General features: G+C 62.2%; 28 protein-coding genes. 15 read left to right on the forward strand and 13 right to left on the reverse strand.

Features of this window, described 5'->3' with window-relative positions; all coding sequences use genetic code 11:
- Positions 1-7: 7 nt before the first annotated feature.
- The 4 genes from AC5STB_RS14575 to parE form a co-directional block, all read right to left on the reverse strand.
- Positions 8-664 carry a DNA-3-methyladenine glycosylase I gene (locus AC5STB_RS14575; RefSeq protein WP_495443530.1) on the reverse strand — a complete coding sequence of 219 codons (657 nt, stop codon included), beginning with the start codon at positions 662-664 and terminating at the stop codon, positions 8-10.
- Positions 665-693: 29 nt separating this feature from the next.
- Positions 694-1,458: a hypothetical protein gene (locus AC5STB_RS14580; RefSeq protein WP_495443531.1), complete on the reverse strand. Its 765-nt coding sequence runs from the start codon at positions 1,456-1,458 to the stop codon at positions 694-696.
- Between the two features lie 947 nt (positions 1,459-2,405).
- Positions 2,406-3,119 carry a DUF4145 domain-containing protein gene (locus AC5STB_RS14585; RefSeq protein ID WP_495443532.1) on the reverse strand — a complete coding sequence of 238 codons (714 nt, stop codon included), beginning with the start codon at positions 3,117-3,119 and terminating at the stop codon, positions 2,406-2,408.
- Positions 3,120-3,132: 13 nt separating this feature from the next.
- Entirely contained in the window at positions 3,133-5,091 is a 1,959-nt protein-coding gene (parE, locus tag AC5STB_RS14590) for a DNA topoisomerase IV subunit B (protein ID WP_495443533.1), read from the reverse strand.
- 235 nt (positions 5,092-5,326) lie between these two features.
- Here parE and AC5STB_RS14595 point away from each other — a divergent pair, with 235 nt between their 5' ends.
- From AC5STB_RS14595 to AC5STB_RS14610, 4 genes are all read left to right on the forward strand, one after another.
- Positions 5,327-6,742 (forward strand): pyridoxal phosphate-dependent decarboxylase family protein, encoded by a 1,416-nt coding sequence (locus tag AC5STB_RS14595; protein WP_495443534.1) that lies wholly within the window; start codon positions 5,327-5,329, stop codon positions 6,740-6,742.
- 234 nt (positions 6,743-6,976) lie between these two features.
- On the forward strand, positions 6,977-7,585 hold the full coding sequence (locus AC5STB_RS14600) for a carboxymuconolactone decarboxylase family protein (protein WP_495443535.1): 609 nt from the start codon (positions 6,977-6,979) through the stop codon (positions 7,583-7,585).
- 241 nt (positions 7,586-7,826) lie between these two features.
- A complete protein-coding gene (locus AC5STB_RS14605; RefSeq protein WP_495443536.1) occupies positions 7,827-8,462 on the forward strand; it encodes a DUF1007 family protein in 636 nt (211 codons plus the stop codon).
- Position 8,463: 1 nt separating this feature from the next.
- Entirely contained in the window at positions 8,464-9,393 is a 930-nt protein-coding gene (locus AC5STB_RS14610) for a nickel/cobalt transporter (RefSeq protein ID WP_495443537.1), read from the forward strand.
- Between the two features lie 3 nt (positions 9,394-9,396).
- Here AC5STB_RS14610 and AC5STB_RS14615 read toward each other — a convergent pair whose 3' ends face one another.
- Positions 9,397-10,047, reverse strand: a complete 651-nt coding sequence (locus AC5STB_RS14615; RefSeq protein ID WP_495443538.1) for a TIGR02453 family protein — start codon at positions 10,045-10,047, stop codon at positions 9,397-9,399.
- 111 nt (positions 10,048-10,158) lie between these two features.
- On the opposite strand from AC5STB_RS14615, the gene AC5STB_RS14620 reads away from it, so the two are divergent.
- From AC5STB_RS14620 to AC5STB_RS14630, 3 genes are all read left to right on the forward strand, one after another.
- On the forward strand, positions 10,159-11,553 hold the full coding sequence (locus AC5STB_RS14620) for an MATE family efflux transporter (protein WP_495443539.1): 1,395 nt from the start codon (positions 10,159-10,161) through the stop codon (positions 11,551-11,553).
- A gap of 108 nt (positions 11,554-11,661) precedes the next feature.
- Positions 11,662-12,108 (forward strand): nucleoside deaminase, encoded by a 447-nt coding sequence (locus AC5STB_RS14625; protein WP_495443540.1) that lies wholly within the window; start codon positions 11,662-11,664, stop codon positions 12,106-12,108.
- 633 nt (positions 12,109-12,741) lie between these two features.
- Positions 12,742-12,990: an EF-hand domain-containing protein gene (locus AC5STB_RS14630; protein WP_495443541.1), complete on the forward strand. Its 249-nt coding sequence runs from the start codon at positions 12,742-12,744 to the stop codon at positions 12,988-12,990.
- 158 nt (positions 12,991-13,148) lie between these two features.
- Here AC5STB_RS14630 and AC5STB_RS14635 read toward each other — a convergent pair whose 3' ends face one another.
- Entirely contained in the window at positions 13,149-13,511 is a 363-nt protein-coding gene (locus tag AC5STB_RS14635) for a PRC-barrel domain-containing protein (RefSeq protein ID WP_495443542.1), read from the reverse strand.
- Between the two features lie 193 nt (positions 13,512-13,704).
- On the opposite strand from AC5STB_RS14635, the gene AC5STB_RS14640 reads away from it, so the two are divergent.
- Positions 13,705-14,478 carry a hypothetical protein gene (locus AC5STB_RS14640; protein ID WP_495443543.1) on the forward strand — a complete coding sequence of 258 codons (774 nt, stop codon included), beginning with the start codon at positions 13,705-13,707 and terminating at the stop codon, positions 14,476-14,478.
- A gap of 15 nt (positions 14,479-14,493) precedes the next feature.
- Here AC5STB_RS14640 and AC5STB_RS14645 read toward each other — a convergent pair whose 3' ends face one another.
- Together AC5STB_RS14645 and AC5STB_RS14650 are read right to left on the reverse strand one after the other, a co-directional pair.
- Positions 14,494-14,907, reverse strand: a complete 414-nt coding sequence (locus AC5STB_RS14645) for a hypothetical protein (protein ID WP_495443544.1) — start codon at positions 14,905-14,907, stop codon at positions 14,494-14,496.
- Positions 14,908-14,921: 14 nt separating this feature from the next.
- A complete protein-coding gene (locus AC5STB_RS14650; RefSeq protein WP_495443545.1) occupies positions 14,922-16,124 on the reverse strand; it encodes a pyridoxal phosphate-dependent aminotransferase in 1,203 nt (400 codons plus the stop codon).
- A 97-nt stretch (positions 16,125-16,221) separates the two neighbouring features.
- Between AC5STB_RS14650 and AC5STB_RS14655 the strand changes: the two genes are divergently transcribed.
- From AC5STB_RS14655 to AC5STB_RS14665, 3 genes are all read left to right on the forward strand, one after another.
- On the forward strand, positions 16,222-16,638 hold the full coding sequence (locus AC5STB_RS14655; RefSeq protein ID WP_495443546.1) for a helix-turn-helix domain-containing protein: 417 nt from the start codon (positions 16,222-16,224) through the stop codon (positions 16,636-16,638).
- Positions 16,639-16,647: 9 nt separating this feature from the next.
- A complete protein-coding gene (locus AC5STB_RS14660) occupies positions 16,648-16,905 on the forward strand; it encodes a succinate dehydrogenase assembly factor 2 (protein ID WP_495443547.1) in 258 nt (85 codons plus the stop codon).
- A gap of 76 nt (positions 16,906-16,981) precedes the next feature.
- Positions 16,982-17,479, forward strand: a complete 498-nt coding sequence (locus AC5STB_RS14665; RefSeq protein WP_495443548.1) for a MarR family winged helix-turn-helix transcriptional regulator — start codon at positions 16,982-16,984, stop codon at positions 17,477-17,479.
- Between the two features lie 292 nt (positions 17,480-17,771).
- On the opposite strand, the gene AC5STB_RS14670 is transcribed toward AC5STB_RS14665, so the two are convergent.
- The 3 genes from AC5STB_RS14670 to AC5STB_RS14680 all read right to left on the reverse strand — a co-directional run bounded on the left by AC5STB_RS14670 (position 17,772) and on the right by AC5STB_RS14680 (position 20,673).
- The gene (locus tag AC5STB_RS14670; protein ID WP_495443549.1) at positions 17,772-18,200 is read right to left on the reverse strand and encodes a VOC family protein; all 429 of its coding nucleotides are present in this window, start codon (positions 18,198-18,200) and stop codon (positions 17,772-17,774) included.
- A 70-nt stretch (positions 18,201-18,270) separates the two neighbouring features.
- The gene (locus AC5STB_RS14675) at positions 18,271-19,650 is read right to left on the reverse strand and encodes a porin family protein (RefSeq protein WP_495443550.1); all 1,380 of its coding nucleotides are present in this window, start codon (positions 19,648-19,650) and stop codon (positions 18,271-18,273) included.
- Positions 19,651-19,656: 6 nt separating this feature from the next.
- Positions 19,657-20,673: a hypothetical protein gene (locus tag AC5STB_RS14680; RefSeq protein ID WP_495443551.1), complete on the reverse strand. Its 1,017-nt coding sequence runs from the start codon at positions 20,671-20,673 to the stop codon at positions 19,657-19,659.
- A gap of 281 nt (positions 20,674-20,954) precedes the next feature.
- Between AC5STB_RS14680 and AC5STB_RS14685 the strand changes: the two genes are divergently transcribed.
- Positions 20,955-21,788: a thymidylate synthase gene (locus tag AC5STB_RS14685; protein WP_495443552.1), complete on the forward strand. Its 834-nt coding sequence runs from the start codon at positions 20,955-20,957 to the stop codon at positions 21,786-21,788.
- Positions 21,789-21,806: 18 nt separating this feature from the next.
- Positions 21,807-22,286 carry a dihydrofolate reductase gene (locus AC5STB_RS14690; RefSeq protein WP_495443553.1) on the forward strand — a complete coding sequence of 160 codons (480 nt, stop codon included), beginning with the start codon at positions 21,807-21,809 and terminating at the stop codon, positions 22,284-22,286.
- A gap of 57 nt (positions 22,287-22,343) precedes the next feature.
- Here the strand turns inward: AC5STB_RS14690 and AC5STB_RS14695 are convergent, their stop codons facing one another.
- Positions 22,344-22,550: a cold-shock protein gene (locus tag AC5STB_RS14695; RefSeq protein ID WP_039186282.1), complete on the reverse strand. Its 207-nt coding sequence runs from the start codon at positions 22,548-22,550 to the stop codon at positions 22,344-22,346.
- A gap of 188 nt (positions 22,551-22,738) precedes the next feature.
- Here AC5STB_RS14695 and AC5STB_RS14700 point away from each other — a divergent pair, with 188 nt between their 5' ends.
- Together AC5STB_RS14700 and AC5STB_RS14705 are read left to right on the forward strand one after the other, a co-directional pair.
- Positions 22,739-23,056 carry an arsenate reductase family protein gene (locus AC5STB_RS14700; protein ID WP_495443554.1) on the forward strand — a complete coding sequence of 106 codons (318 nt, stop codon included), beginning with the start codon at positions 22,739-22,741 and terminating at the stop codon, positions 23,054-23,056.
- A gap of 42 nt (positions 23,057-23,098) precedes the next feature.
- A complete protein-coding gene (locus tag AC5STB_RS14705; RefSeq protein WP_495443555.1) occupies positions 23,099-23,467 on the forward strand; it encodes a hypothetical protein in 369 nt (122 codons plus the stop codon).
- 70 nt (positions 23,468-23,537) lie between these two features.
- Here AC5STB_RS14705 and AC5STB_RS14710 read toward each other — a convergent pair whose 3' ends face one another.
- Positions 23,538-24,101 (reverse strand): DoxX family protein, encoded by a 564-nt coding sequence (locus AC5STB_RS14710; RefSeq protein WP_495443556.1) that lies wholly within the window; start codon positions 24,099-24,101, stop codon positions 23,538-23,540.

The following is a 24,101-nucleotide window of genomic DNA, read 5'->3' on the forward strand; positions in this document are numbered from 1 at the left end:
GTCAGCCTCAGCAGCTCATCGCCAGCACGCGGCTGATTTCGGTGAGCGAGCGGCCGGATTGCTCCATCCAGGTATTGAAGGCCGCCTGCACCGCTTTCATCGCGGTTTTGGAGGTTGCGGGCTTGTCGATGACACCTTCGGCGATCAGTCTTGCGGTGCCGTCACGGCCCAGAATGAAACTGTCGCGCCCGGCAAAGCGCATGGCGTATTGGCCGGTGTTGCCGCCGAGGCGGGCACCGCGTTTCTTGAGCATGTCCAATAGCCCGATGAAGTCGGTGGAGGGCCAGCCGCCCAGCACCTCACCTGCGCCGCCCTGATTGCGCAGCTCCATCAGGAAGGCGGCGTTTTGTCGGACGGTGGCGAGCTTGGCGCCGTTCCGGACCACCCGCGTATCGCTGAGAATCCGGTCGAATTCGTCCTCGCTCATAAAGGCGCAGGGGCCGGGGTCGAAGCCGTGAAAGACCTCCTCGAACCCGTCCCATTTGGCCTCGATCACTTTCCAGTTGAAGCCTGCCTGGAAGATGCATTTGGTCATGATGGCCAGCCAGCGGTCCTCCGGCAGATCTGCCGCTTTGGGGTCGGGTTTGGTGAGTTTTTCCTCCAGCGCCTCAACTCCGCCGTGGCGGTCTGCGGAAATGGCATAGATCTCGTCAAAGCTGCGCATGGCGGGTCCCCGTTGGCGGTCCGGTCAGGTTAGCGGGGGCGGCGCAGCTCGACAATGGATTTGCCGAGCCGGAAGGGGGCGGCGAAGCTGACGAGGCACAGCGCGATGATCTGCAGCACCAGGATATGGGCGTTGTCCTGCAGGTATTCCCATTCGTCCTTGAGCTTGGACACATGGGCAATGAGGTCGTCATAGGCGCGGGCGATGATCAGGAAATCGCCGGCGATGGCGGGCACCTTGCGGCGCATGTTTGCGACCGCCGCCTGGGCGGGGGTGTCGAGCGCGGTGAAGACCAGGAACGCCTCCGGGTCGAAGGCGCTGGCCTTGGCCTCCATGTCCTTCATCTCGTCCATGTCCGAGCGTGTGGTGCCGAACAGGAAGCTGAGGCCCTGCAGGGGGGCGACCTCATCCGTCACCGCGATGAACAGCGGCAGTTCGGCGTTGCCCGCGGTGGAGGCGGAGAGGAATTCGACCTTTTCGCACAAGACCGCGATGTCGGCGTCATAGGCGGGGTCGCAGAACCTGAGCCGGAAACGGGCAGCATCGCGGTCAAAGGCCGCCGTGGCGGCATAGGCAATGTCGATCTGGCGTTCGAGCTTGGACGAGTCGGCGGCGTAGATGCCGGAAATCACCGCCACCAGCGCGCCGAAGCCGCCGAGGACCACCCAGACAAGGTCCGCCAGTTTCCAGGCGCGGTGGCCTGCCGGTTTGCGGAACAGGAAGGCGGTGCCGATGAGGCCGGTGACGAAGAACAGGATCAGCAGGGGCAGCTGGTTGTCCGCGATGAAGGCCATGGCTGTCCCCGTTCTGTGATTGGCTGGCCTAACCATAAGAAGGGACAGCGGTTTCAGGCAACAGCCCTCACGAAGCTGTCACCGGATGCGCGGGTATGGCCGGGCGGGATTGTGTCCCTGTCCGGTGTGTGTCTGGGGCCGGTGGGCCGTTTTGCTTGCGTGGCCGTGATGTGCTGGCCGGTGAAGAGGTGGCGGCGCCGCCAAGGGCCCGGAGGGGCCAGAGGCGGAGGGCCGGGCAGGGGATCGCAAGCCCCCATGTCCGCTCGAAAGCTCTCGCTCTGCGGAGAACCCCTGCACCCGATGAAGAGGTGGTCTTGGGGGTTCCCGTATCTCCTGTTGATGCGGGGTGTCAGTCCGCACCGGTGTCGCGACGGATTGGAGTATGGCAGAGCGGGGTTAAGGGCGCGCAAGCGGGGCGTGCGGTGGATCGGGGTTTGGCGCAACGGGGGTGCGTAGGGTGGGCGATTCCGCCCACCGCGCCGGGGTTCCGGATTGGGGATGCCGGGGAATGGTGGGCAGATTGCCCACCCTACGGGGTTTGTCCCTTGACCGGGTCGCGTGCGGCCCGGTCTGCGCCTGCCTGCCCCCCGGCAGGCGCAGACCTAACGGTAGATACCTCCGGCCGGAGTATTGGGGGAAGGTGAAAGGGGGAGCGGTGTGCTCTATTTGGGACGTGGCGCGCAGCGGCACGGCCCGCGCCTGACCTTCCCCCAGGGAAGGCGCGGGCCTTGTGTTGCGGGAGGGAAGCAGGAAAGCGCGCCTTGGGCTCCGCCCGTTTAGGCCTGAAACGCTCCCCCGGAGCGTTTCCGAGACGGCCTTCACTCCCCCCGGGAAGGTGCATCCGCGCCCTCCCAAGTTCAGGCGCGGGCCATGTGGTGCTGGAGGGTGGAAAGAAACGCGCCTCTGCAAGAAAAAAAGGGATACGAAAGCTGCAATGACTTTCAGATTTAAGTTTGGGCAGTTTCCAAACTTCCGCTGATTTGCTTGGACATGTCTTCTATTTTGGAAGGTAGGCTGAAAAAGTAGGCAATTAAGTATTCAAGTAATTCCAGGACAAGCCTAGCCGTCTCCTTGTTAGGTTCGATCAATTCATCGAAGTGGGCGCCAAGATTTCCACCCTTTCTGATAGCGTGAGAAAGATCCTTCAAAGGAGAAGTTGCTTCCTCGGACGCAAGAACTTCTTCGATTAAACTGAAAAGATTCTTTTGCTTGTCCTCTTCGTGAGCTAGTTGCTTGAAGATTCCTTCCAATGCCCTCCTGCCAGAAGTTAAGCAGGGAGAGTACAGCCCGGATTGAAACGTTTCCTCAGTATCTTTGATTGCTCTCTTTAACCTTCGTGGCAGGTCATCAGGTAGATTAATTGGCCGTCGAGCGTTTTGAGGGGTAGGGAAAATTGCAACTTCAGAAGGGTTGATTGCTTCGTGGTTGGGGGAATCTTCAAAGAAGAAAACAAACTTCACGGAATGCATGCATTTTGGGCACTTGCCGTGGCGTGGCCAGCATCCAATCGGTGTGATTTGGTAGATGTTTACCAATGAGAAGACTACATTAGCTGAGCAATGCGGGCAGGTTGTAGAAGCCGCTCTTGGGCATTTCTGTTTGTTTACGATGTCTCCGCCAATGCATTCTAAGTCTGAAACAAAATAGCTATTATTGTTCATTCAGGAAATTCCCTCAAACATCCAGCTCCTCCACGAACTTCGCGTTCTCCTGAATATACTGGTAGCGCAGCTCGGGTTTCTTGCCCATCAGCTGTTCGACCAGCTCGCCGGTCTCGCCGGGTTCGTCCTCGTCGATGGTGACGCGGATCAGCTTGCGGGTCGTGGGGTCCATGGTGGTTTCTTTCAGATCTTTGGCGTCCATTTCGCCAAGACCCTTGAAGCGGGAGACGTCGATCTTGCCTTTGCCGCCCAGGCCCTTTTCCAGCCATTTGTCGCGCTCGGCCTCGTCCAGGCAGTAGACGCGCTTCGCTCCTTGGGTCAGGCGGAACAGCGGCGGGCAGGCGAGGTAGAGGTGGCCGCCGTCAATGAGCGGGCGCATCTGGGTGAAGAAGAAGGTCATCAGCAGGCTGGCGATATGGGCGCCGTCGACGTCCGCGTCGGTCATGATGATGATCTTGTCATAGCGCAGATCGTCGAGGTTGAACTTGGTGCCGGTGCCGACGCCAAGTGCTTCGCACAAGTCGCGGATTTCGGCGTTGGTGCCGATCTTGTTGGAGGCAGCCCCCAGCACGTTCAGGATCTTGCCCTTCAAGGGCAGCAGCGCCTGGTTGTTGCGGTTGCGCGCGCCCTTGCCGGAACCGCCGGCAGAGTCGCCCTCGACAATGAACAGCTCGGTGCCGGAACGGTCCTTGGACGTGCAGTCGGTCAGCTTGCCGGGCAGGCGCAGTTTCTTGGTGGCGGACTTGCGCTGGGTCTCTTTCTCCTGCTTGCGGCGCAGGCGTTCCTCGGCGCGCAGGACCAGGAAGTCGAGGATGGCGCCCGCGGATTTGGTGTCGGCGGCCAGCCAGTTGTCGAAATGGTCGCGGACCGAGTTTTCCACCATCTTGGAGGCGGCCTCAGTCGACAGGCGGTCCTTGGTCTGGCCGACGAAGGCGGGGTCGGCGATGAAGCAGGAGACCAGCGCGCAGCCGCCCGCCATCAGGTCGTCGCGGTTGATCTGGCCTGCCTTCTTGTTGCCCACCAGTTCGCCGTAAGCCTTGATGCCCTTGAGGATCGCGGCCCAGAAGCCGGTGACATGGGTGCCGCCCTCGGGCGTGGGGACGGTGTTACAGTAGGACTGGGTGAAGCCGTCGCGGGAGGGGGTCCAGTTGATCGCCCATTCCACGTACCCCGGCTCGCCGAATTTCTCGCGGAACTCGACCTTGCCCGCAAAGGGTTGGTCTGCGTAGACAGAGGATTTGCCGAGCACCTCTGTCAGGTAGTCCTTGAGGCCGCCGGGGAAGTGGAAGGTGGCCTCGGTCGGGGTTTCGCCGTCGTCGATTTCCGACTTCCAGCGGATTTCGACGCCGGAGAACAGATAGGCTTTGGAGCGCACCAGGGTGAACAGGCGCTTGGGCTTGAAGCGGTGGTGGCCGAAGATTTCCTCATCGGCGTGGAAGGTGACGAAGGTGCCGCGCTTGTTGGGGGCGGCGCCGATCTTCTCAACCGGGCCAAGGGGCAGGCCGCGGGAGAAGCGCTGCTCAAACAGCTCTTTGTTCTTGGCCACCTGGACCACCATCGAATCCGACAGCGCGTTCACCACCGAGGAGCCGACGCCGTGCAGGCCGCCGGAGGTCTGGTAGGCCTTGCCGGAGAACTTGCCGCCTGCGTGGAGCGTGCAAAGGATCACCTCCAGCGCGGATTTGTCCGGGAACTTGGGGTGCGGGTCGATCGGGATGCCGCGGCCGTTGTCGGAGATGGTGACGGCGTAATCGGAATGCAGTGTCACCTCGATCCGGTTGGCGTGGCCCGCGACGGCCTCATCCATGGAGTTGTCGAGGATTTCCGCCACCATGTGGTGCAGCGCGCGCTCATCGGTGCCGCCGATATACATGCCGGGGCGCTGGCGGACCGGTTCGAGGCCTTCCAGAACCTCGATCGAGGAGGCGTCATAGGTATCGGATGCAGGCGTGCTGAGGAGATCGTCGGCCATGTGCGGGAACTGCTCTTCCTTGGTGTTGATTGGCGGCCATTATGGCAGGTGTTGGGGCCGGGTGGAAGAGGGACGCAAGGGGCTGTGGATAAGGTGCCGCCGCGGTGGCAGGGCGCGCAGTTATCAATCCGTCCAAGCTAAGTTCCGATCATCCGGCTGCGGCGATATTCTCCGTGCAGGTGCAGCATTTGCGGGCTAAACCTTCGCCAGCGGCAGGCAGGAGGAGGACGCACAAGTGGCTGAGAAGGGGATCAGGACGCAGGATTGGGCGGCGTTCCGGGCGGAGGCGCAGCGGATGCTGGAGGCGGCGCTGGATCAGATGCAAGAAGCGGCGGAGCGCCCCTGGCAGCCGGTTCCGGAGGATATGGACGCGCGCTATGCGGTGACGGCGGAGGCGCGCGGGCCGCAGGAGACGGTGGACCGGATCATTCGCGACGTGCTGCCCTATCATGGCGGCAATACCCATCCGCGGTTCTGGGGCTGGGTGCAGGGGTCGGGGCTGGCCTCAGACCTGATCAGTTCTTTGGCGGCGGCGGCGGTCAACGCTAATATGGGCGGGCGCGATCACGGCGCGAACTATATGGAACGCGCGGTGGTCGATTGGACCCGCCGTAAGATGGGGATGCCCGAGGGCGCCAGCGGCATTCTGGTGACCGGTACCTCGCAGGCGACGGTGATTGCTTTTCAGGCGGCGCGGCTGCGGGTCCTGAAGGATCTGCGCAAAGAGGGGCAGGGCGCTGTGCGGCTGACCGCCTATGCCGGCGAGGGCGTGCATAACGCAACGCTGAAGGCGGTAGAGCTGCTGGGCATCGGTTCGGATAATCTGCGCAAGGTTCCCTTGATTAACGGGCAGATGGACTGCGCGGCTTTGGCCCGGATGGTGGCGGAGGACAAGGCTGCCGGGGCGGTGCCCTTTCTGGTGGTGGGCACTGCGGGTTCGGTGGATCTGGGTCTGTTCGACGATCTGAAGGCGCTGGCGGATGCGGCGGCGGACCTGGGGCTGTGGCTGCATGTAGACGGGGCGTTTGGCGCATGGACCCGGATTGCGGATGAGCCGTACCGGTCGCTGTCCGACGGGATCGGGCGGGCCGACAGCATTGCGCTGGATTTTCACAAGTGGATGTATGTGGGCTATGACTGCGGCATGGCGCTGTTGCGCAATGAGGACGAGCATCGGGCAGCCTTTGCGGCGCGGCCGTCCTACCTGGAAGGCGCCGAGCGCGGGCTGGCGGGCGGTGAGCCGTGGTTCTGCGACTATGGCATTGATCTGAGCCGCGGCAACCGGGCGCTGAAGGTGTGGACGGCGCTGGAAACCTATGGCGAGGCGGCGTTTGCGCAAGCGATCACCGGCAATTGCGAGCTGGCAGGGCTGATGGCGGCAGAGGTGGAGGCGCAGCCCCTAATGGCGCTGGGGGCGCCGGTGGTGTCGAATGTCTGCGTGTTCACTGCGCGCAACGATCTGGCACCGGACGCGCAGTCTGAGTTGAACGCGCATATCGCCCAGACCTTGCAGGAAAGCGGCGAGGCGGTGTTCTCCACCACCCGGGCGGAGGGCCGCGTGATGCTGCGGGCGGCCATCACCAACCACCGCAGCCGCGAGGCGGATGTGCGGGCGGCCATTGCTGCGGTAGCGCGTGAAGCGGCGCAGTAATGGGGCAGTCCCGCGCCTGCCTGGGCGGGCGCAAAGCGGGGCAAGGGGAACTTGGCGGGCGTCCCGTTTGGGAGTGCTGCCTTGGCCCCGCGCCGGGCGGTTGAACGCGCCTGCCGGGGGCAGGCAGGCGCGGCGCGGCGGTGCCGCCCGGCAGGCCGGTTGTGACGTTCCGTTTGTCCTTTTCTTACATAGCGCAGCCGCTACTCTCCCGCCCAAACAGTTAGGGAGAGACACATGGCCTGGATCAGGACCGTTCCGTTTGAAAAGGCAGCCGGCAAGCTGAAGAAGCTGTATGAGCGGGTGACCGGTCCGGGCGGCAATGTTGACAACATCATGATGGTGCATTCCCTGCGGCCGCATTCGATGGAGGGCCACATGGCACTTTATAAGAATGTTCTGCATCATACCGGCAATAAGGTCCCGAAATGGTTCCTGGAGGTGCTGGGGGTCTGGGTGTCCAGCCTCAACGACTGTGCCTATTGCGTTGAACACCACTTTGCGGGCCTGCAGCGGCTGCTGGGGGACACGGAGCGCGGGCTGGCGATCCGGGCGGCAATTGAGGCGCGTGAGCCGGAGGCGGCGCCCTTGGAGGCTGCGCAGGTGCTGGCGATGGGATATGCGCGGATGCTGACGGAGGAGCCTTCCAGTGTGACGGAGGCGGATATCGAGGCCTTGCGGGAGGCCGGTTACGATGACGGCGAGATTCTGGAAATCAACCAGGTGACCGCCTATTTTGCCTATGCCAACCGGACGGTGCTGGGTCTGGGGTGCTCCACCAAGGGGGATGTGCTGGGGCTGAGTCCGAACAACTCTGAGAATCCGGAGGACTGGGGGCATTCCTAGGGGCGCTGCCCCTCGGCCCTGGCGGGCCTCACCCCGGGATGTTTTCAGCCAGATGAATGGGATCAGGCGGCTTGAGGGGCCGCTTTCGAATGTGCTTACGGCCAACCGTTTGATGCAGGCCGGTTCAGGCCGGTTTCAGCGGCTTCAGGGTTGCGGCGCAGATTGAAATGGCGCGCTGATCCTTGCCTGTGGTGCGGCCCTGCGCTTGCGGGCGCGAGCATCTGGGCGTAGGTCTTTGGGCATGAAGCATCTTGTTCCTTTGCTGACGCTTGCGCTGCTGGCCCCTGCGGGCGCCGGGGCGCATCCGCATATCTTTGTGGATACCGGAATGAAGGTTGTTGTCTCGGATCATGGGCAGCTGCAGGCGGTGGAGATCACCTGGGCCTATGATGAGTTCTATTCGCTGTTGATCTTCGAGGATAAGGGGCTGGACAGTGATTTCGACGGCAGCCTGACGGCGGAGGAGCTGGCCAAGCTGCAGGGCTTCGATCTGGCCTGGAGCGAGGGCTTTCAGGGCGACACCTATCTGACCCTTGGCGGCGAGGCGCTGGGCCTGGGCGCGCCGGAGCATCTGTCCACCGAAGTGGAGGGCGGGCGGATCACCACAAGGCACCGGCGGGTTTTGACCCAGCCGCAGGCGGCGGACGGGGTGGTGATCAAGGCCTATGATCCGACCTATTACACCGCTTACACGCTGAACAGCGGACTGGAGATCACCGGCGGCTGCAGCGGCGAGGTGACACCGCCCAACCTGGATGCGGCCTATACCAAGGTGGAGGAGCTTCTATACGCAATGCCGGCAGACCAGGCAGAGGAGGCTTACCCGGAGGTGGGGGAAGCCTTTGCCGATACCGTTCGGTTGAACTGCGGCGCGTAAGGTGAAGATTTTCTTAACAATAGCGGCGCTGGGTGTGGGGGCATTGGCGGTTTGGCTGTGGGGCTTTGGCGGAGCCGCGGAGGTTTCAGCCTGGGCAGCAGAAGGCCAGCGCGAGGCGCAGAATGCGATGGCGCGGGGACTGAGGGCCTTGCGCGCCGGTGAGCCGGGCGCGCTGCTGGGACTTTTGTCCTTGTGCTTTGCCTACGGGTTTTTCCACGCGGCGGGACCTGGGCATGGCAAGCTGGTGATTGGCGGTTACGGCATGGGCAAACCGGTGCCGCTCTTGCGGCTGGCGGGGCTGGCGCTGGCGTCCTCATTGGCGCAGGCGGCCACGGCGGTTCTGCTGGTGGCAGGCGGGCTGCTGCTGCTGGACTGGGGCCGCGAGCAGCTGACCAGCGCGGCGGAGGATGTGCTGGCGCCGCTGTCCTATGGCCTGATTGCGCTGGTGGGGCTGTGGCTGCTGGCGCGGGGGCTGCGGCGGCTGCTGGGGAGCCGGGCTGCCGGGCAGGAGGTCCATGTTCACCATCATCACCACAATCATCACGGACATGATCATGAGGACGGTGTCTGCGGCTCCTGCGGGCACCGGCACGGGCCGACGGCAGAAGAAGCCGCCAATGTGCATTCACTGCGCGATGCGCTGGCGATCATCGGCGCGGTGGCGCTGCGGCCCTGCACCGGCGCGGTGTTCCTGCTGCTCTTGACCTGGCGGATGGGGGTGCTGTGGGCCGGGATTGCCGGTGCCTTTGCCATGGGGCTGGGCACCGCCACGGTGACGGTCGCGGTGGCGGTCGCGGCGGTCACGATGCGCAAAGGCGCGCTGGCGCAGATGCAAGGGACCGGCGCCTTGCGCGCGGCGGCGGTGCTGGAGATTCTTGCCGGTGCCGTGGTGGCTTTGCTGGCCAGCCAGATCATGCTGCGGGCGCTTTAGACCTCACTCAGCCAGGGCGCAGTCCAGCAGGGCAAACATCGGCTCCAGCGTCAGGCAGGCTGACATCAGCGCCCCCATCGGGGCGGCTTGCTCGCGTTCTGTCATCTCATGCCAGAAGGTCAAGGATTTACGCTGCAAAAGCGCGCCGTGGGGATGGGCTTTGCCGTAAGGCGCGGGCACGCGTTTCAGTTCCGGGTCACGGGTGGCAAACCCCTTGAGCGCGAGGATGTCCACAAGTGCCGCGGTTTCATCGCCAAAGGCGCCGTCGATGGCCTGCCGCCAGCGCGGCAGCTGCGGTTTGCTGAAGCCCATGATGCCCCCGCCAGCGGTGCAATAGTCCGGCGCGATGCCAAAGAACAGGGCGCAGCCTGCGCCGTTCAGGGTCCACATCATGTGCAGATGTGTGTTGTAGGGGGTCTTGTCCTTGGAAAATCTGACGTCGCGCTGCGGGCGGAACAGTTTGGCGGTGACCTGCACGCCGCCGCGGCGGGTGATCGCCTGGGCCACCTCATCCATCAAGAGGAGTGCGGGGGATTTCAGCTGCGCCTCGTACCGGTCCTTATGAGCGGTGAACCAGTCCCGGCTGTTGTTCTGCGCAAGCTCCGCCAGAAAGGCGCGGACGTCGGGGATCAGCTGGGCAAAGGCATCGGTCATTCAATAGGCTCCTGCGAGGGGGTGCCTGTGCAGAATACCACCATGGGCCTGTGCGCAGGCAAGGAAACTCTTCCCTTGCCGGAGCCTGCAGGGGCGCCTAAGGCTGGCAGGATGAGCACGCCCGTAAAAAACCACACTGCGATCAAACACACCGAGATGCCCCTGCGCGGTCATGCGCGGGCGATTGCCGTTCTTGGCCTGCCGCTGATCGGCGGCCATGTGGCGCAGTTTGCCATCGGCCTGACCGATACCGTCATGCTGGGCTGGTACGGGGTTGATGAACTGGCGGCGGTGACGCTGGGCTCATCTTATTTCTTTTCGATCTTCCTTCTGGGGTCCGGCTTTGCCTTTGCGGTGATGCCGATGGTGGCGGCGGCGGCCGGTGCGGGCGAAGAGCGGCAGATCCGCCGTTCGACCCGCATGGGGCTGTGGCTTTCGCTGGTCTATGGCGCGGCGGCGATGCCGCTTTTGTGGTGGTCGGAGCCGATCCTGCTGATGCTGGGACAGGAGGCGCAGGTGGCGCATGATGCAGCGGAATATCTGCGGATTGCCGGCTGGGCGCTGTTTCCGGCGCTGTTGTACATGGTGGCAAAATCCTATCTGGCGGCGCTGGAACGCACGCAGATTGTGCTGTGGCTGTCGGTCTTTTCGGCGGTGGTCAATGCGCTGGTGAACTATGCACTGATCTTTGGCAATTGGGGCGCGCCGGAACTGGGGATCACCGGGGCGGCTTTTGCCTCCCTGGTGACCAACGGGGTGTCATTTGTGCTGGTGCTGGGTTACGCGCTGAAAGTGCTGCCCGAGCATGAACTGCTGAAGAATTTCCACCGGCCGGACTGGGAAATGCTGGGCCGGGTGTTCCGCATGGGGACGCCGATTGGACTGACGACGCTGGCCGAGGCCAGCCTGTTTGCGGCCTCAGCCATGATGATGGGCTGGCTGGGAACGGTGCCGCTGGCGGCGCATGGCATCGCGATTTCGCTGGGCGGGCTTACGTTCATGGTGCATCTGGGGCTGTCAAATGCTGCGACCATCCGGGCGGGCAATGCCTTTGGCCGCCGCGACCGGGAGCATCTGGCGCGCGGCGGCAAGGTGGTGACAGTGATGTCGCTGGTGGTGTCGGCGGTGGCGATTGTGCTGTTCCTGACCATCCCGGATGCGCTGATGTCGCTGTTCCTGGACGCGGAAGATCCGCAGAAGGATCAGATCCTGCTGATTGGCGGCGTTCTGCTGGCGGCGGCGGCGCTGTTTCAGCTGATGGACGGAATGCAGGCGGTGGCGCTGGGCCTGCTGCGCGGGGTGCAGGACACCGGTGTGCCGATGGTGATTGCCGCGCTCAGCTATTGGGCGGTGGGCATTCCGGCATCCTACGTCATTGGATTCATGATGGGCTGGGGCGGCCTGGGCGTCTGGCTGGGGCTGGTGGCTGGCCTGACCTGTGCCGGGCTGTTCCTGATGCTGCGGTTCTGGCGGCGCTCGATCCAGGCGGTGGGTGCTGCGGCCTGAAACGGCGGGCAGGGGTTTACCGCGTTTCCCGCCATGCTTGACCGCCCAGCCCCTTGCGGGCAGTGTTTCCTGAAAGCACTGTACCCATTCAGAAAGAGGCCGTTTCCCATGATGACCGACGACGACAAGCGCCTGCTGCGCATCGCCTATGAGGAAGCCAAGGCGGGGTTTGACGAGGGCGGCTGCCCGATCGGCTCAGTGCTGGCGCGGGCGGGCCAGGTGGTGGCGCAGGGGCGCAATCAGCGGGTGCAGAAGGGCGACCCGATTGCCCATGGCGAAATGGATGCGCTGCGCAAGGCAGGGCGGCAGAAGACCTACCGCGACACAGTGCTTTATACCTCGCTGTCGCCTTGCATGATGTGCAGCGGCACCATCGTGCAGTTCGGCATCCCGCGGGTGGTGATCGGTGACGCGAAGAACTTTGGCGGCAACGAAGAGTTTCTGCGGTCCAAGGGGGTTGAGGTGGTGATTGCCGAAGACCCGGACTGCATCGCGCTGATGGAGCGGTTCATCCGCGAAAAGCCGGAGCTGTGGTCCGAGGATATCGCCGAGTAATTCATACCGCAGCTGCCTGTCAGGTAGTGAAGAATTCCAGCTTGCCGGTGCTTTTGGCGCGGACAGCGAATTTGCGGCCAACGGTATCTGATCGATCCGGCGAAGTTCTGGTTGTTGCGGACCGTCCTGATACTGCCGCGGCCCTCTGCCGCTTTCTCCTGATGTGTCTGTTCCATACAGGCGGCCCGGTTGACCCCGGGGGCCGGTCAGGGTGAACTGATGGCGGGTGGCTGACCCATGCCGCCGCTGAGGACATAGTCCGCGTGAAGGCCGGGTGCAGAGCCGCGGCAGAGCAAGACTGGCAAGATTGCCGGACCGGGCCTTAACCGCGGATGCGAAGCAGTGTTGCGTGAACTGCGCGGCGCGGTTTGGTTCCAGGGCTTCGCGCATTCCAAAGGGGGCGGGCGGAAAGCCGCGTGGCGGCGTGCCGGGCTTGCGCGGACAAAGGCCGGGCTGTCGGGCGTGGCGGTAACCTGCTCGCCTGAAACGGAAAAACTGGCATCTTTGCGCCGGAGATCAGGCCGGATGCGGGTTGGGTATGGTGCCGGGGCGGGCCGCATCCTAGCTGTTCCTCACGGTTCGCGGGACACCCCGTGGACTGCAAATAAACCAAATAAAACTGGAGTGTCTCACATGAAGAAGTTTGCTATGACCGCGACCGCCGTTGCTGCCCTGATGGCGTCCCCGCTGGCTGCAAAAGACGCCGCGGCCGAGCTGGATGCTGACGGCAACGGGACTTTCTCGCTGGAAGAGCTTCAGCTGGCGTTTCCGGATCTGACCGCGGAAACCTTTGCCACCGTGGACGCCAATGCGGACGGCGAAGCCGATGCGGCTGAGGTGAATGCTGCAATCGAGGCCGGCGTGCTGGCTGAGGCGGGCTGACCCGCGTCAAAGCGGCGCTCTGCCGTCAGGCTGCTCCTCCTGAGCTTCGGAGGCGGCCCTACTCCCTTCCAACCGCGCGGCGTGACGGCAGCGTGTCTGGGAAGGCCCCGCAGCGCTGCGGGGCCTTTTTTGCGTTCCGCAGCCAGGCATGGCTGTGGTCAGAACCAGTAATAGGGAACTTGGTAGTGATCGTAGATGCTTTCCTCGTGCTTGCGGTCGCGGTGCCAGCCTTCAGGCTGGGCGGGGGCGCTTTTCAGCTGCTCCGGGGTGATGCTAGTGCGGAAACCGCCCAGGCCGGGGTCATAGGTCAGCGCACCCCAGGGGATGGTGAACTGCTGTTCGCCCAGGCCCAGGAACCCGCCGAAGCTCATGATCGCATAGGCTGCCTTGCCTGACTGCTTGTCGATCATCAGGTGGTCGATAGTGCCGGCCTTTTCGCCGGCCTCGTCATAGACATCGGTTCCGGTTACGTCATTGGTGGAGACAAGCGTGCCGCCGGTTTCGGTTTGGCGCTGTTGCATGGTGGTTCTCCTGTTGTTCACTAGGACAGCAAATCAACGCGCAGGGCGGGGTTATTGTTCCTGAGCAGCACCGCGACGGCGGCGGCAGCGCCTTGTCAACCGGGCAGCTGCGGCGGGCCTTGGACCACGGCCCCGTGCGGCTGTGCTAAGCTGGTGCCAGCCGCGGGAGAGGCGGCAGAAAGGACGGGCCGCCATGGCACGGGCATTAGTCAGGACAGGGTTTTGGAGGCTGGCGGCAGCTTTGCTTGGTCTGCTGGCGATTCTCGTCTGCGGTACCGCGGCAGAGGCCGGCGGCGGGACGGAGCATCCGCGTGCGGGGCTGATGTGGAACCGTACAGGGCTGCCCGCGGTGTTTCCGCTGCAGGTGAAAACGCCGGCAGGGGCGGATTATTTTCTGGTGCTGACCGCCGAAGACAGCGGCGAGCCTGCGCTGGCGGCCTACATCCGCGGCGGCGCATTCTTCCGGGTGCTTGTGCCGCCGGGCCGCTATGCCCTGCATTTCGCCAGCGGCCAGGACTGGCAGGGGGAAACCCGGCTGTTCGGGGCAGAGACGCGGCATTTCAAATTGCCGCAGGTGCTGGAGTTTGCGTTGCGCGGCGCGGGGGTCAAGTCCGGCCATATCATCACCCTGACACCGGATCAGGCTGAGGGTGCATGGGAGGCCGCTGTCAGGGATCAGTTCATTTGCCAGATTGCCGGGCTGGATAGTCCTGAGGCGGCTTTGCCGCCGGACCGCAGGATGCGGCTGGGCGGCACGGCGGATGCAAGGTGGAGCCTGCATTTGCGGTGGCGGCTGGGGCTGGCCCGGCCCGAGGCAGGGACGCCTGACATGCTGTGGCTGCGCAGCCAGTTCGTGCTGGACAACCCAAACCTGCGAAGACGCCCGGCGGCGCTGCATGCCGGGCCTGTACAGAACCCGGAAATCCGGTTTCGCGGCTATTCTGTGCGGTCGTTTTACTGCGGCTGATTTGCAGGAAAACGCCTAGTCCCCGCCGTGCTCTTTCATCAGCCGGTCGGCTTTTTTGCGCACCAAAACGCTGCGCAGGTCGTGCATCGCCAGCAAGAGCGTATCGGTCACCTTTTCCAGCTGTTCGTCAGTGGCGCGGCTGTTGACCCAGTGGGCGGTGAGGTTCAGGTGGTCGACGGCCCGGTGGATGTCGTCGATGTCGCGGGCGGCCAGGGTGGCGGCGCGGGCCTCCATCCAGGATTTGATCTCGGCGGCGTCCTGCGCTGTCAGCTGGCGCTGGCCGTGCGGTTTAATTTCGCCGTTGCGGATGTTCACGACGGCGATCTGGTCCATCTCGATCCGCCGGTTGCGGTTTTCGGTGTCGACACGGAAGACAAACGCGCCGTTCTCTCGGACGCGGAAGTAATACTCCGGCAGATCGGCGCTCATGCTCGTGTCTCCTGTCAGGTCAGCGAGGCGCAGAAGGACTGGATCCGGCGGCAGGCCTCCTCCAGCGCTTCGTCGGAAGTTGCGTAGCTGACACGGAAGTTTGGCGACAGGCCGAAGGCGGCACCGAAGACCACGGCAACGTCGGCTTCTTCCAAGAGGGCGGTGGCGAAATCTTCGTCCGTTTCGACCACCTTGCCTGCTGGAGTGGTCTTACCGATCAGACCGGCGATGGAGGGGTAGACATAGAAGGCGCCCTCGGGCACCGGGCAGGAGATGCCCTCGATTTCCGACAGCATGGAGACCACCAGGTCGCGGCGGCGCATGAAGGTTTCGTTGTTGGGCGCCAAGAACGCTTGCGTGCCATTAAGCGCCTCCACTGCGGCCCACTGGCTGACCGAGCAGGGGTTGGAGGTGGACTGCGACTGCACCTTTCGCATGGCGGCGATCAGTTTTTCGGGGCCTGCGGCATAGCCGATGCGCCAGCCGGTCATCGCATAGGCCTTGGACACACCGTTGCAGGTGAGAGTGCGGTCATACAGCGCAGGCTCCACCTGTGCGGGCGTGCAGAATTCGAACCCGTCATAGGCAAGGTGTTCGTACATGTCGTCGGTCATCACCCAGACATGCGGGTGGCGCATCAGCACCTCGGTCAGTTCCTTCAGTTCCGCACGGCTGTAGCCCGCGCCGGTCGGGTTTGATGGGGAGTTAAAGATGAACCATTTGGTTTTGGGCGTGATCGCCGCCTCCAGCTGGTCCGCAGTCAGCTTGAAATTGGTCTGCAGCGAAGTTTCGGCAATCACCGGTGTGCCGCCGGCCAGCAGCACCATGTCAGGGTAGCTGACCCAGTAGGGGGCGGGAATCACCACCTCATCGCCCGGATTCAGGGTGGCCATCAGCGCATTGTAGAGCGTCTGCTTGCCGCCGGTGCCGACAGAGACCTGCGCCGGCGTGTAGTCCAGCCCGTGGTCGCGTTTCATTTTGGCGCAGACTGCCTGTTTCAACTCAGGGATGCCGTCGGGGGCGGTGTATTTGGTCTTGCCCGCGGCAATGGCGGCGACCGCCGCGTCCTTAATGTTCTGCGGCGTGTCGAAATCCGGCTCGCCGGCGCTGAGGCCAATGACGTTGCGTCCCGCCGCTTTCAGCTCTGCCGCTTTTGCGGTCATGGCGATGGTCGGTGACGGTTTGACGCGGGATAAGGTCTCGGACAGGAAAGACATTGGCGGTGCCCCGGTTTGTATGTTCTGCGGAACTGTCATAGGTTGCCGCCAAACAGCGATCAAGCTGCATTGGCAATTTGAGTTAGGAGAACTGACAATGACTGAGCAGAATACAGACTGGTACGGCCCGGATGCAGCAACGTTTGGCGATCGTGTTGCGGCTGCGCGGGAAGCTGCCGGGATGACCCAGGGCCAGCTGGCACGGCGGATCGGCGTCAAGAAATCGACCCTGAGCGCCTGGGAGCGGGATCTGTCCGAGCCGCGCGCCAACAAGCTGACCATGCTGGCAGGCCTGTTGAACGTGTCGATGTCCTGGCTGCTGACCGGCGAGGGCGAAGGCATGTCCGAACCGGCGCCGCTGGAACTGGATGCTGGTGATTTTACCAGCGTTCTGAATGAGTTGCGCTCTCTTCGCAGCGAAATGCGCCAGAATGCGGAGCGCGCTGCGCGGCTGGAAAAGAAACTGCGGGCGCTGCTGCAGGTGAATGAGGCTCCGGCTTCGGAAACCGTCTGAGTCCGGCCCATGCAAGAAGACCGTGCCACCCGCCTGAAGCGGCTGCAGATGCGCTCAATGCGCCGGGGTATCAAGGAAATGGATATCCTGTTGTCGGCCTATGCCGCAGCCAGCCTGGAGCAGATGAGCGAGGCGCAGCTGGATCTGTATGACCAGCTGCTGCTTGAGAATGACCAGGATCTGTACCAGTGGGTGACCGGACAGGCGGAACCGCAGGAGCGGTTCCGCGCTCTGGTTGCGGAAATCGCACAAACCCACCAAAAATAATAAAATTCCAGCTTAACCGATTTTTCGGGAATTGTTGGCATCTTGTCTCAGGAGCAAATTCGAGTCGGAGATGCGAATGAGTATGGAAATGCCAATAGGCCAGACGGACCGCAAGGGTTTCATGACTGGCTACCTGGAGTCGCTGGGGTTGCTTGAGCGCCTCCACCGTCTGCTGCTGGACGTCATCAAGGATGAATTCGAACGCGTTGGCGTGCTGGAGATCAATGCGGTCCAGGCGCTCTTGCTGTTCAACATCGGCGACAATGAGGTGACGGCCGGGGAACTGAAAACCCGCGGCTATTATCAGGGCAGCAATGTCAGCTACAATCTGAAGAAGCTGGTCGAGATGGGCTATATGCACCATCAGCGCTGTGAGATCGACCGCCGCTCTGTGCGGGTGCGGCTGACCCAGCGGGGCCGGGAAATCCGTGACATCGTGGCAGCGCTGTTCTCCCGCCATGCCGAGGGGCTGGAAGGCAAGAACGTGATCACCTCGGAAGGGATCGAGGATATCACCGCCTCGCTGAAACGGATGGAACGCTACTGGTCGGATCAGATCCGCTATATTTACTGACGCGCCGGCTGGGGCAAGCTGTTCCAGGAGGCGATGGCCGGACAGGCCGGGAAACACCGGCCGCAGACGGAGCATGCGGGGAAACCATGCTCTGACCATATCAAAGGGTAACGCGCCGGGCCTCAGGCCGGGGTCACGGCAGATGGCTGCAGAAGCGGCCGCCCTTTCACCGGATATCAGATTGCAAGAAACCAGCATCCAGTACGAACAGCCCCCAAAGGGCTGCGCCGGTTTTCTGCGTGGATGCAGCTTGGCACGCCATACTGCCGCAGGGCAGGGCGCGCAGGCGGCTTTACCAGTGACCGGTGTTTTCCATGCTGGCCCAGGGTTCCGCCGGCGGCAGGGAGTCGCCGTTTTGCAGCAGTTCAACAGAGATATTGTCCGGCGAGCGGACGAAGGCCATGTGCCCGTCGCGCGGCGGGCGGTTGATGGTGACGCCGTTGTCCATCAGGTGCTGGCAGACCGCATAGATATCATCCACCCCATATGCGAGATGGCCGAAATGGCGGCTGTCGCTGGGCAGCCCGTCATCTCCGTCCCAGTTGTAGGTCAGTTCGACCGGTGCCTCCTCCTGGCCGGGCGGGGCCATGAACACCAGCGTGAAGCGGCCCTGTTCGTTGTCCCAGCGGCGGGTCTCCTGAAGGCCGAGAAGCCGGTAAAAGGCCATCGATGTCTCGAGGTCTTTCACCCGGACCATGGTGTGCAGGTATTTGAGGGGCATGGCGGTCTCCTTGGGGCAATGCGGGCAAATGCCAGCCTATTGGCCTGAGTGCGAATGTCGAGGTTTCTGGTTAAAAAGCTGACTGGATCCCAAAACTCAAGCCAAACCGGTTCGATTTGTAGAGGTCGATATTGCTATCTGTTGCGGACCCTGAAATCCGCAAAGACGGGTTAAAGCCATAGTAGTCGATCTGCGGGAAGGTCATTGAGAATTCAGCGGAGATTTTTTCATCTTTCCTGCCGTCGGCGCTATAGAACGACAAGTCGTAGTCACGAACACGCGCGGACAAGCCGACCCTTGCGACCGCTCCCAAAATCGGCTTGGGGAGAGTGATTTGAGTGCGAAGGCTGACTTCGGAAAAATCCCCTGTGGCCAGGCTGGACTCTGCTTCTGCAACAGAAACAGAGCTCCAAAACGACAAGCCGGATTGAAGCCGCATACTATAAGAAAGATCACCGCGCAGCGTGTCCAGGTCATTGGTTCTGATGCCGAATTGCCTGTCGCCAAGCAGCCGCGCTTGTATGGTTTTTCCGTCACCAAGTTTGTAGCTTTGACCGGCACTCAAGCGCAGAAACTGAGTATAGTCTTCACCGCCATACCAGCTTTGCCCGGCTTGGACGCCCAACCGGTATTCGCCCTGGCGGCTGAGGTTTAAACCTTTGTGTGAATAGCCGGCGAGCAGCGATCCAAATGCGAAATCACTGCCCTTGGCCAGCGGTGCCTGCTTTTTTGCCTCGGAGGACAAGGTATAGGTGCGGTATTCTGCAGACAGGATCAGATCGTGGGCCCGGGTTTCTGTCGTTTTGAAACGATAGCGGGAATGCAGTTGGATCGTGTGTTCTATACCAGAGAGGGCCTGAGCATCCCCGGATAACGGCGCACGCACTCTGAACTGCGGAAGATACAGCGAAGATTCGCTTGAGCCGTTGTTGATATTTGAATCCGGCGTAATGGAGAGGGAGAGCCGGTGGTGCCAGGGCGTCGTGGCCCGCAGGTACTGGAAGTCGCGGATTGCGCGCTGCTTGTGCATCCTGCTGGGGGCATGCTGTGCTGCCCGCCGCAGCCAAAACTGTGCCAGGTTGCGCTGCCCGCCGGATGACAGGGCCTGCGCCATGGTGAGGGATGAGTGGTGTTTTTGAGCAAGCGTTTCAGAATGCTTCCAAGCTTGCCTTGCCGACTTTCGTGCAGCTTTGAAATCCCCCATTGACCGGGCGGCGCGGGAATTTATCAGCAGCGCCAGGTGGTCTGTGGCGTCGCGTTGCAGCAATGCATTGGAAAACCGGTAGGCCGCACGGTTGTCACCGGCCTCCAGTGCTTGGGCAGCAGTTGCGCGTACCAGCTCCGGCGTTGCTGCCTGTTGCTTTTGCGGCGAAGCCGGCAGTGCCATAGGCACTGCCGCAAAGAGGGCGGCTTGGGCTGCAATGCGCCAAGCACTGAAGCGTCCGGTCATATCTGGTCAGTTGTTGTAAACGATGAAGCCGCCGGTCTCCCGTACCGTGCCAGCGACCGGATCGATGCCATTTGTCACGACCACCACACCAGCGATCTCCTCGGCGTTGTCGCCTGACACAACAGCGTAGAAATTGCCGCTTTCATAGTTTTGAACGTCACCGCTGGTATCGGTGTAGTAACTGTGCAGTTCTCCGATGATTTCGCCGTTGTCGTCCATGCTGCCTGGGCCGACGTCGATTGTCAGCACGGGTATTTCCGTCAAGCTGAGTGAGTTTTCATCGTTGATCCGCTCGAGGACGTCGGCTGTGATGTCGGTGCCGTTAATATCAAAAACCCTTCGGTTGTCGAATTCGCCCCGAACGGCGTCGCCGCGTGTGCCTGTGGTGTCGTTGAAATCGTCAAAGTCGATAGCAATGGTCACGTCTGCGGTCGTGTACTCAAGCCCGCCGCCACCGCTGAAATCCCGGATGCCGGACATGGTGCCATTGTATTGCGCTTGTCCTGTTGTGGGGAGGTTTACCCCATTGTGGCGCTGGTAGATAAAGCCGCCAAACCCGTAGTCCACATACTGGCCGGTACGGACAATTGCAAAATCCGTGTTGCCGGATGTGCTGACGCCATAAATGGCACGGTGTGTGAACTGGTTGATCGGTTCGTCATCAACGATATCAGGGAATGTGGCGTCCGCCTCGTAGACGGCGAACGGTCCAAGGTCGCTGACCGCGGTTCCGCGGGCGTAGCCGTTATCGCCATCAAAGCCCAGGTTGTCGACTGAGAAGGTATCAGTATCTTCGTCATAGCTGATATCCGTCGCGAAGCCATCGCCTCTTTCTCCACCGTCAGATTCGGTGGGTTCCGATCGGAAAATCGCGCGGCCGGCAGAGGGGTTGCTCGTCCCCGGAGGCAATCCCTCCCGACTGGTGGACTCCGGCTCTGTGCTGGTTTCCGAACCGGTGTCCGTATCGTCATCGTCATCGCTGTTGAACGGGTTCCCACCGCCGCATGCGGACAGCGCGGACATCACCGCGAGTCCTAGCCAAAAGCGCCTCATCTGCTTTTACCTCAATATGTTTTTCGTTTTGCGCCACCTTTGGCCGCGGCAGCGCAGTTGTCAATTGAACACTGGTGTTTTCGACGCAACCGTGGCGGATACGCTACCAGCATGTGGTTAACTGTATCTATGAGGTGCGCATATATGGTATGACGCAGCGGCGAAAAGCGAGATAAATTCGCCCTTGGCGTGCGGTCTCCCAAACGGTATGCCGGGCAGGGTAATCAAGTCAGCGGCAGGGGGGGGCGGCGGTGCAGCAGTATCTCGATCAGCTACAGTATATTCTGGACAATGGCGAGCAGTCGGGAGACCGGACAGGCACCGGAACGCTGTCGTGTTTCGGTATGCAGGCGCGGTACGCTTTGAAGGACGGTTTCCCGCTGGTGACGACCAAGAAGCTGCATCTGCGCTCGATCATTCATGAGCTGTTGTGGTTCCTGTCCGGCGACACGAACATCCGGTACCTGAAGGAAAACGGGGTTTCGATCTGGGATGAGTGGGCCGATGAGAATGGAGACCTGGGCCCCGTTTACGGCCACCAGTGGCGCCGGTTCCCCAGGCTGGAGCTGGCAGAGGGCACTGTGGGGGATGAGCCGCTGTATCGCGCGGGCAGTGTCGATCAGATTGCAGATCTGGTGGAGATGATCCGCAAGAGCCCGGACAGCCGCCGCCTGATCGTGTCGGCCTGGAACCCGGGCGACGTGCCGGACATGGCGCTGCCGCCTTGCCATACGCTGTGGCAGGTGCGGGTTGCGGGCGGCAAGATGCATTTGCAGTTGTATCAGCGCTCTGCCGACATGTTCCTGGGGGTGCCGTTCAATATCGCCTCCTATTCGCTTTTGCTGGCGATGCTGGCGCATGTGACAGGGTATGAGGCCGGGGATTTCGTGCACACGATGGGCGACGCGCATATCTATTCAAACCATGTGGATCAGGTGCAGCTGCAGCTGTCGCGCAGGCCCAAGCCGCTGCCGCAGCTGCGGATCAAGCGGCAGGTGAATTCAATTTTCGACTTCAAGTTCGAGGATTTCGAGATCCTGAACTATGACCCCGATCCGGTGATCAAGGCACCGGTGGCGGTTTAAGCAACAAGGACAACAGGCATGATAACCCTGATCGCTGCGCGGGCGCGCAACGGGGCCATTGGCAAGGACAACGATATTCCCTGGCAGGCACCGGAGGACATGAAGGCATTCCAGCGCGAGACCTTGGGCGGTGCCATCATCATGGGCCGCAACACCTGGGACAGCCTGCCGGTGAAACCGTTGAAGAACCGGCTGAACCTGGTTGTGTCGTCGAACCCGCAAGCGGCGGAGACCGTGCTGCCGTCGATCGAAGCAGCGGTTGAGGCAGCCTATGCGCAGGGCTACCGCCGCGTTTATGGAATCGGCGGCGAGGGGATCTATCGCGGCATGCTGGGGATGGCGGACCGGCTGCTGGTGACCGAGGTCGATCTGACCATCGAGAATGCAGACGCCTATTTCCCGGAGTTTCAGGCAGACAACTGGGCCAAGTCCGGGGAAACGGTGCTTCGCGACAGCGATCCGGCCTGCGTTATGGTGGAATACCTTCGGCGCGGCTGAGGCCGCTGCCATTGCCTGCGCCCGGCCAGCGTCCGGGCGCAGCGCAGGTTTAAGAACCTACATCGCCTTGATGTCAGCTGCCATTTGCCGGCCATCCCGGCCCTCTGTCAGCTGATAGCCGACTTTCATGTTGTCGGCGAGACCGGTCATGCCCGACCGCTCTACTGCTGAAATGTGCACAAACACATCCTTGCCGCCTTCATCGGGTTCAATAAACCCGTACCCTTTGGTGGTGTTGAACCACTTCACGGTGCCGCTTGGCATTTCCCGTGTCTCCTTCTACTTTGCACGTCGCCCAGGGCCCTCCCGGGGCATCCGGCCGGTCCCTGGCGAAAATGCGCAAGGCGGGGCCGGACAACCTTAAGTTTTACACGGGCTGGCCGAAAATCAAGTGAAACCAAGGTATTCTACCATAAATTGTGCAGAATCTGTGCGGGGAGCGAAGAGCAAAAATGAAGATCTACGGGCTAAAGAACTGCGATACTTGCCGCAAAGTACTGAAACAGCTGCCGGATTTCGATCTGGTCGATATCCGAACGGATGGGATGCCTGAGGGCCTGCTGGAGGCGGCACACGAAAAATTCGGGGCCAAGCTGGTCAACACGCGGTCCACCACCTGGCGCAACCTGAGCGGGGAGGAGCGCGAGGGCGCGCCGCTGGAGCTGCTGCGGGCGCATCCGGCGCTGATGAAACGGCCGCTGATCGAGCGTGACGGGGAATTATTCCTGGGTTGGGATCAGAACACGAAGGACGCCCTTGGCGCGGCATAAGCTGCGGCTTATGTCTGTATCCTGGATTTCGGGAGAGAGTTAATGCGCAACGCAGCCCTTGTTCTGGGGATCATCGCCGGGATTTTCGGCATGTTGGTGGGCTTCTTCGGCTATGGCTATACCGCCGCGGTCGAGTACTTCGGCGAGATCGAGGGGGTGGCCGAACAAGTCGACAATATTGAACAGCTGCGGCTGCTGGCGGTGCTGTCGCCGCTGCTGGCGATTGCCGGCGGCGCTATGGCGCGGGCCAGGGCCCTGTGGGGCGGCATCCTGCTGTTGGGGTCAGCGGCGGGGATGTATGCGGGTTTTGGCCTCAATGTCTTTACCATTTTCCCGCTCAGCTTTGCCGCGGTGGGCGGCCTGATGGCGCTGGCCGCAGGCAAGCCGGATGAGCCCAAGGCGCATTTCTGATCCGAATAGCAGGAAAAAGGCGCCGCTGCCGGAGCAGGGCGCCTTTTCTTTTTTGCAGGAGCCGGCAGCGTCAGGCCAGGGCGGGCTCCATCCGGTTGCGCAGCAGGGCGTCAACCGACAGGGCGCCTGCGCCTTTGACGACCAATACCGTCAGCAGGAAGACCCAGAACAGCCGCTGGTCCAGGATCACCGCATCGGGGAAACGGTCGAACAGCGCGCCCAGGGTTTTGTCATCGGTCGCGCCGTGGCCGTAGATGTCGGTCAGCGACTGCACGATGACAAATCCGATCATCCCCAGCGAGGCGAGACGGGTCAGCAGCCCGATAACGATCAGAAGCGGCAGGATGAATTCGGCGTAGGTTCCAGCCAGCACAACAAGTTTTTGAAGCAGGCCGAATTGGGAGACGTCATAGCCTGCAGCCTCCAGCTGTTTCGGGAAAATCTGGCTGTAGGCGCCGATCGAGGGGCTGAACAGGCCGGTGAGGCCATCGCCCAGCTTGGTCAGGCCGGAGTTCCAGAAATAAAACAGCAGTGTTGAGGCGAAGGCAATGCGCGCCGCCAGCGGCAGCAGCCAGTTGCCTGCTCTTTCCAGCTGGTGAAAGACGGCGTCGTATAGGGAGACAAGTGTGTGCAT

This window comes from Leisingera sp. CC-HEC093 (assembly GCF_059429195.1).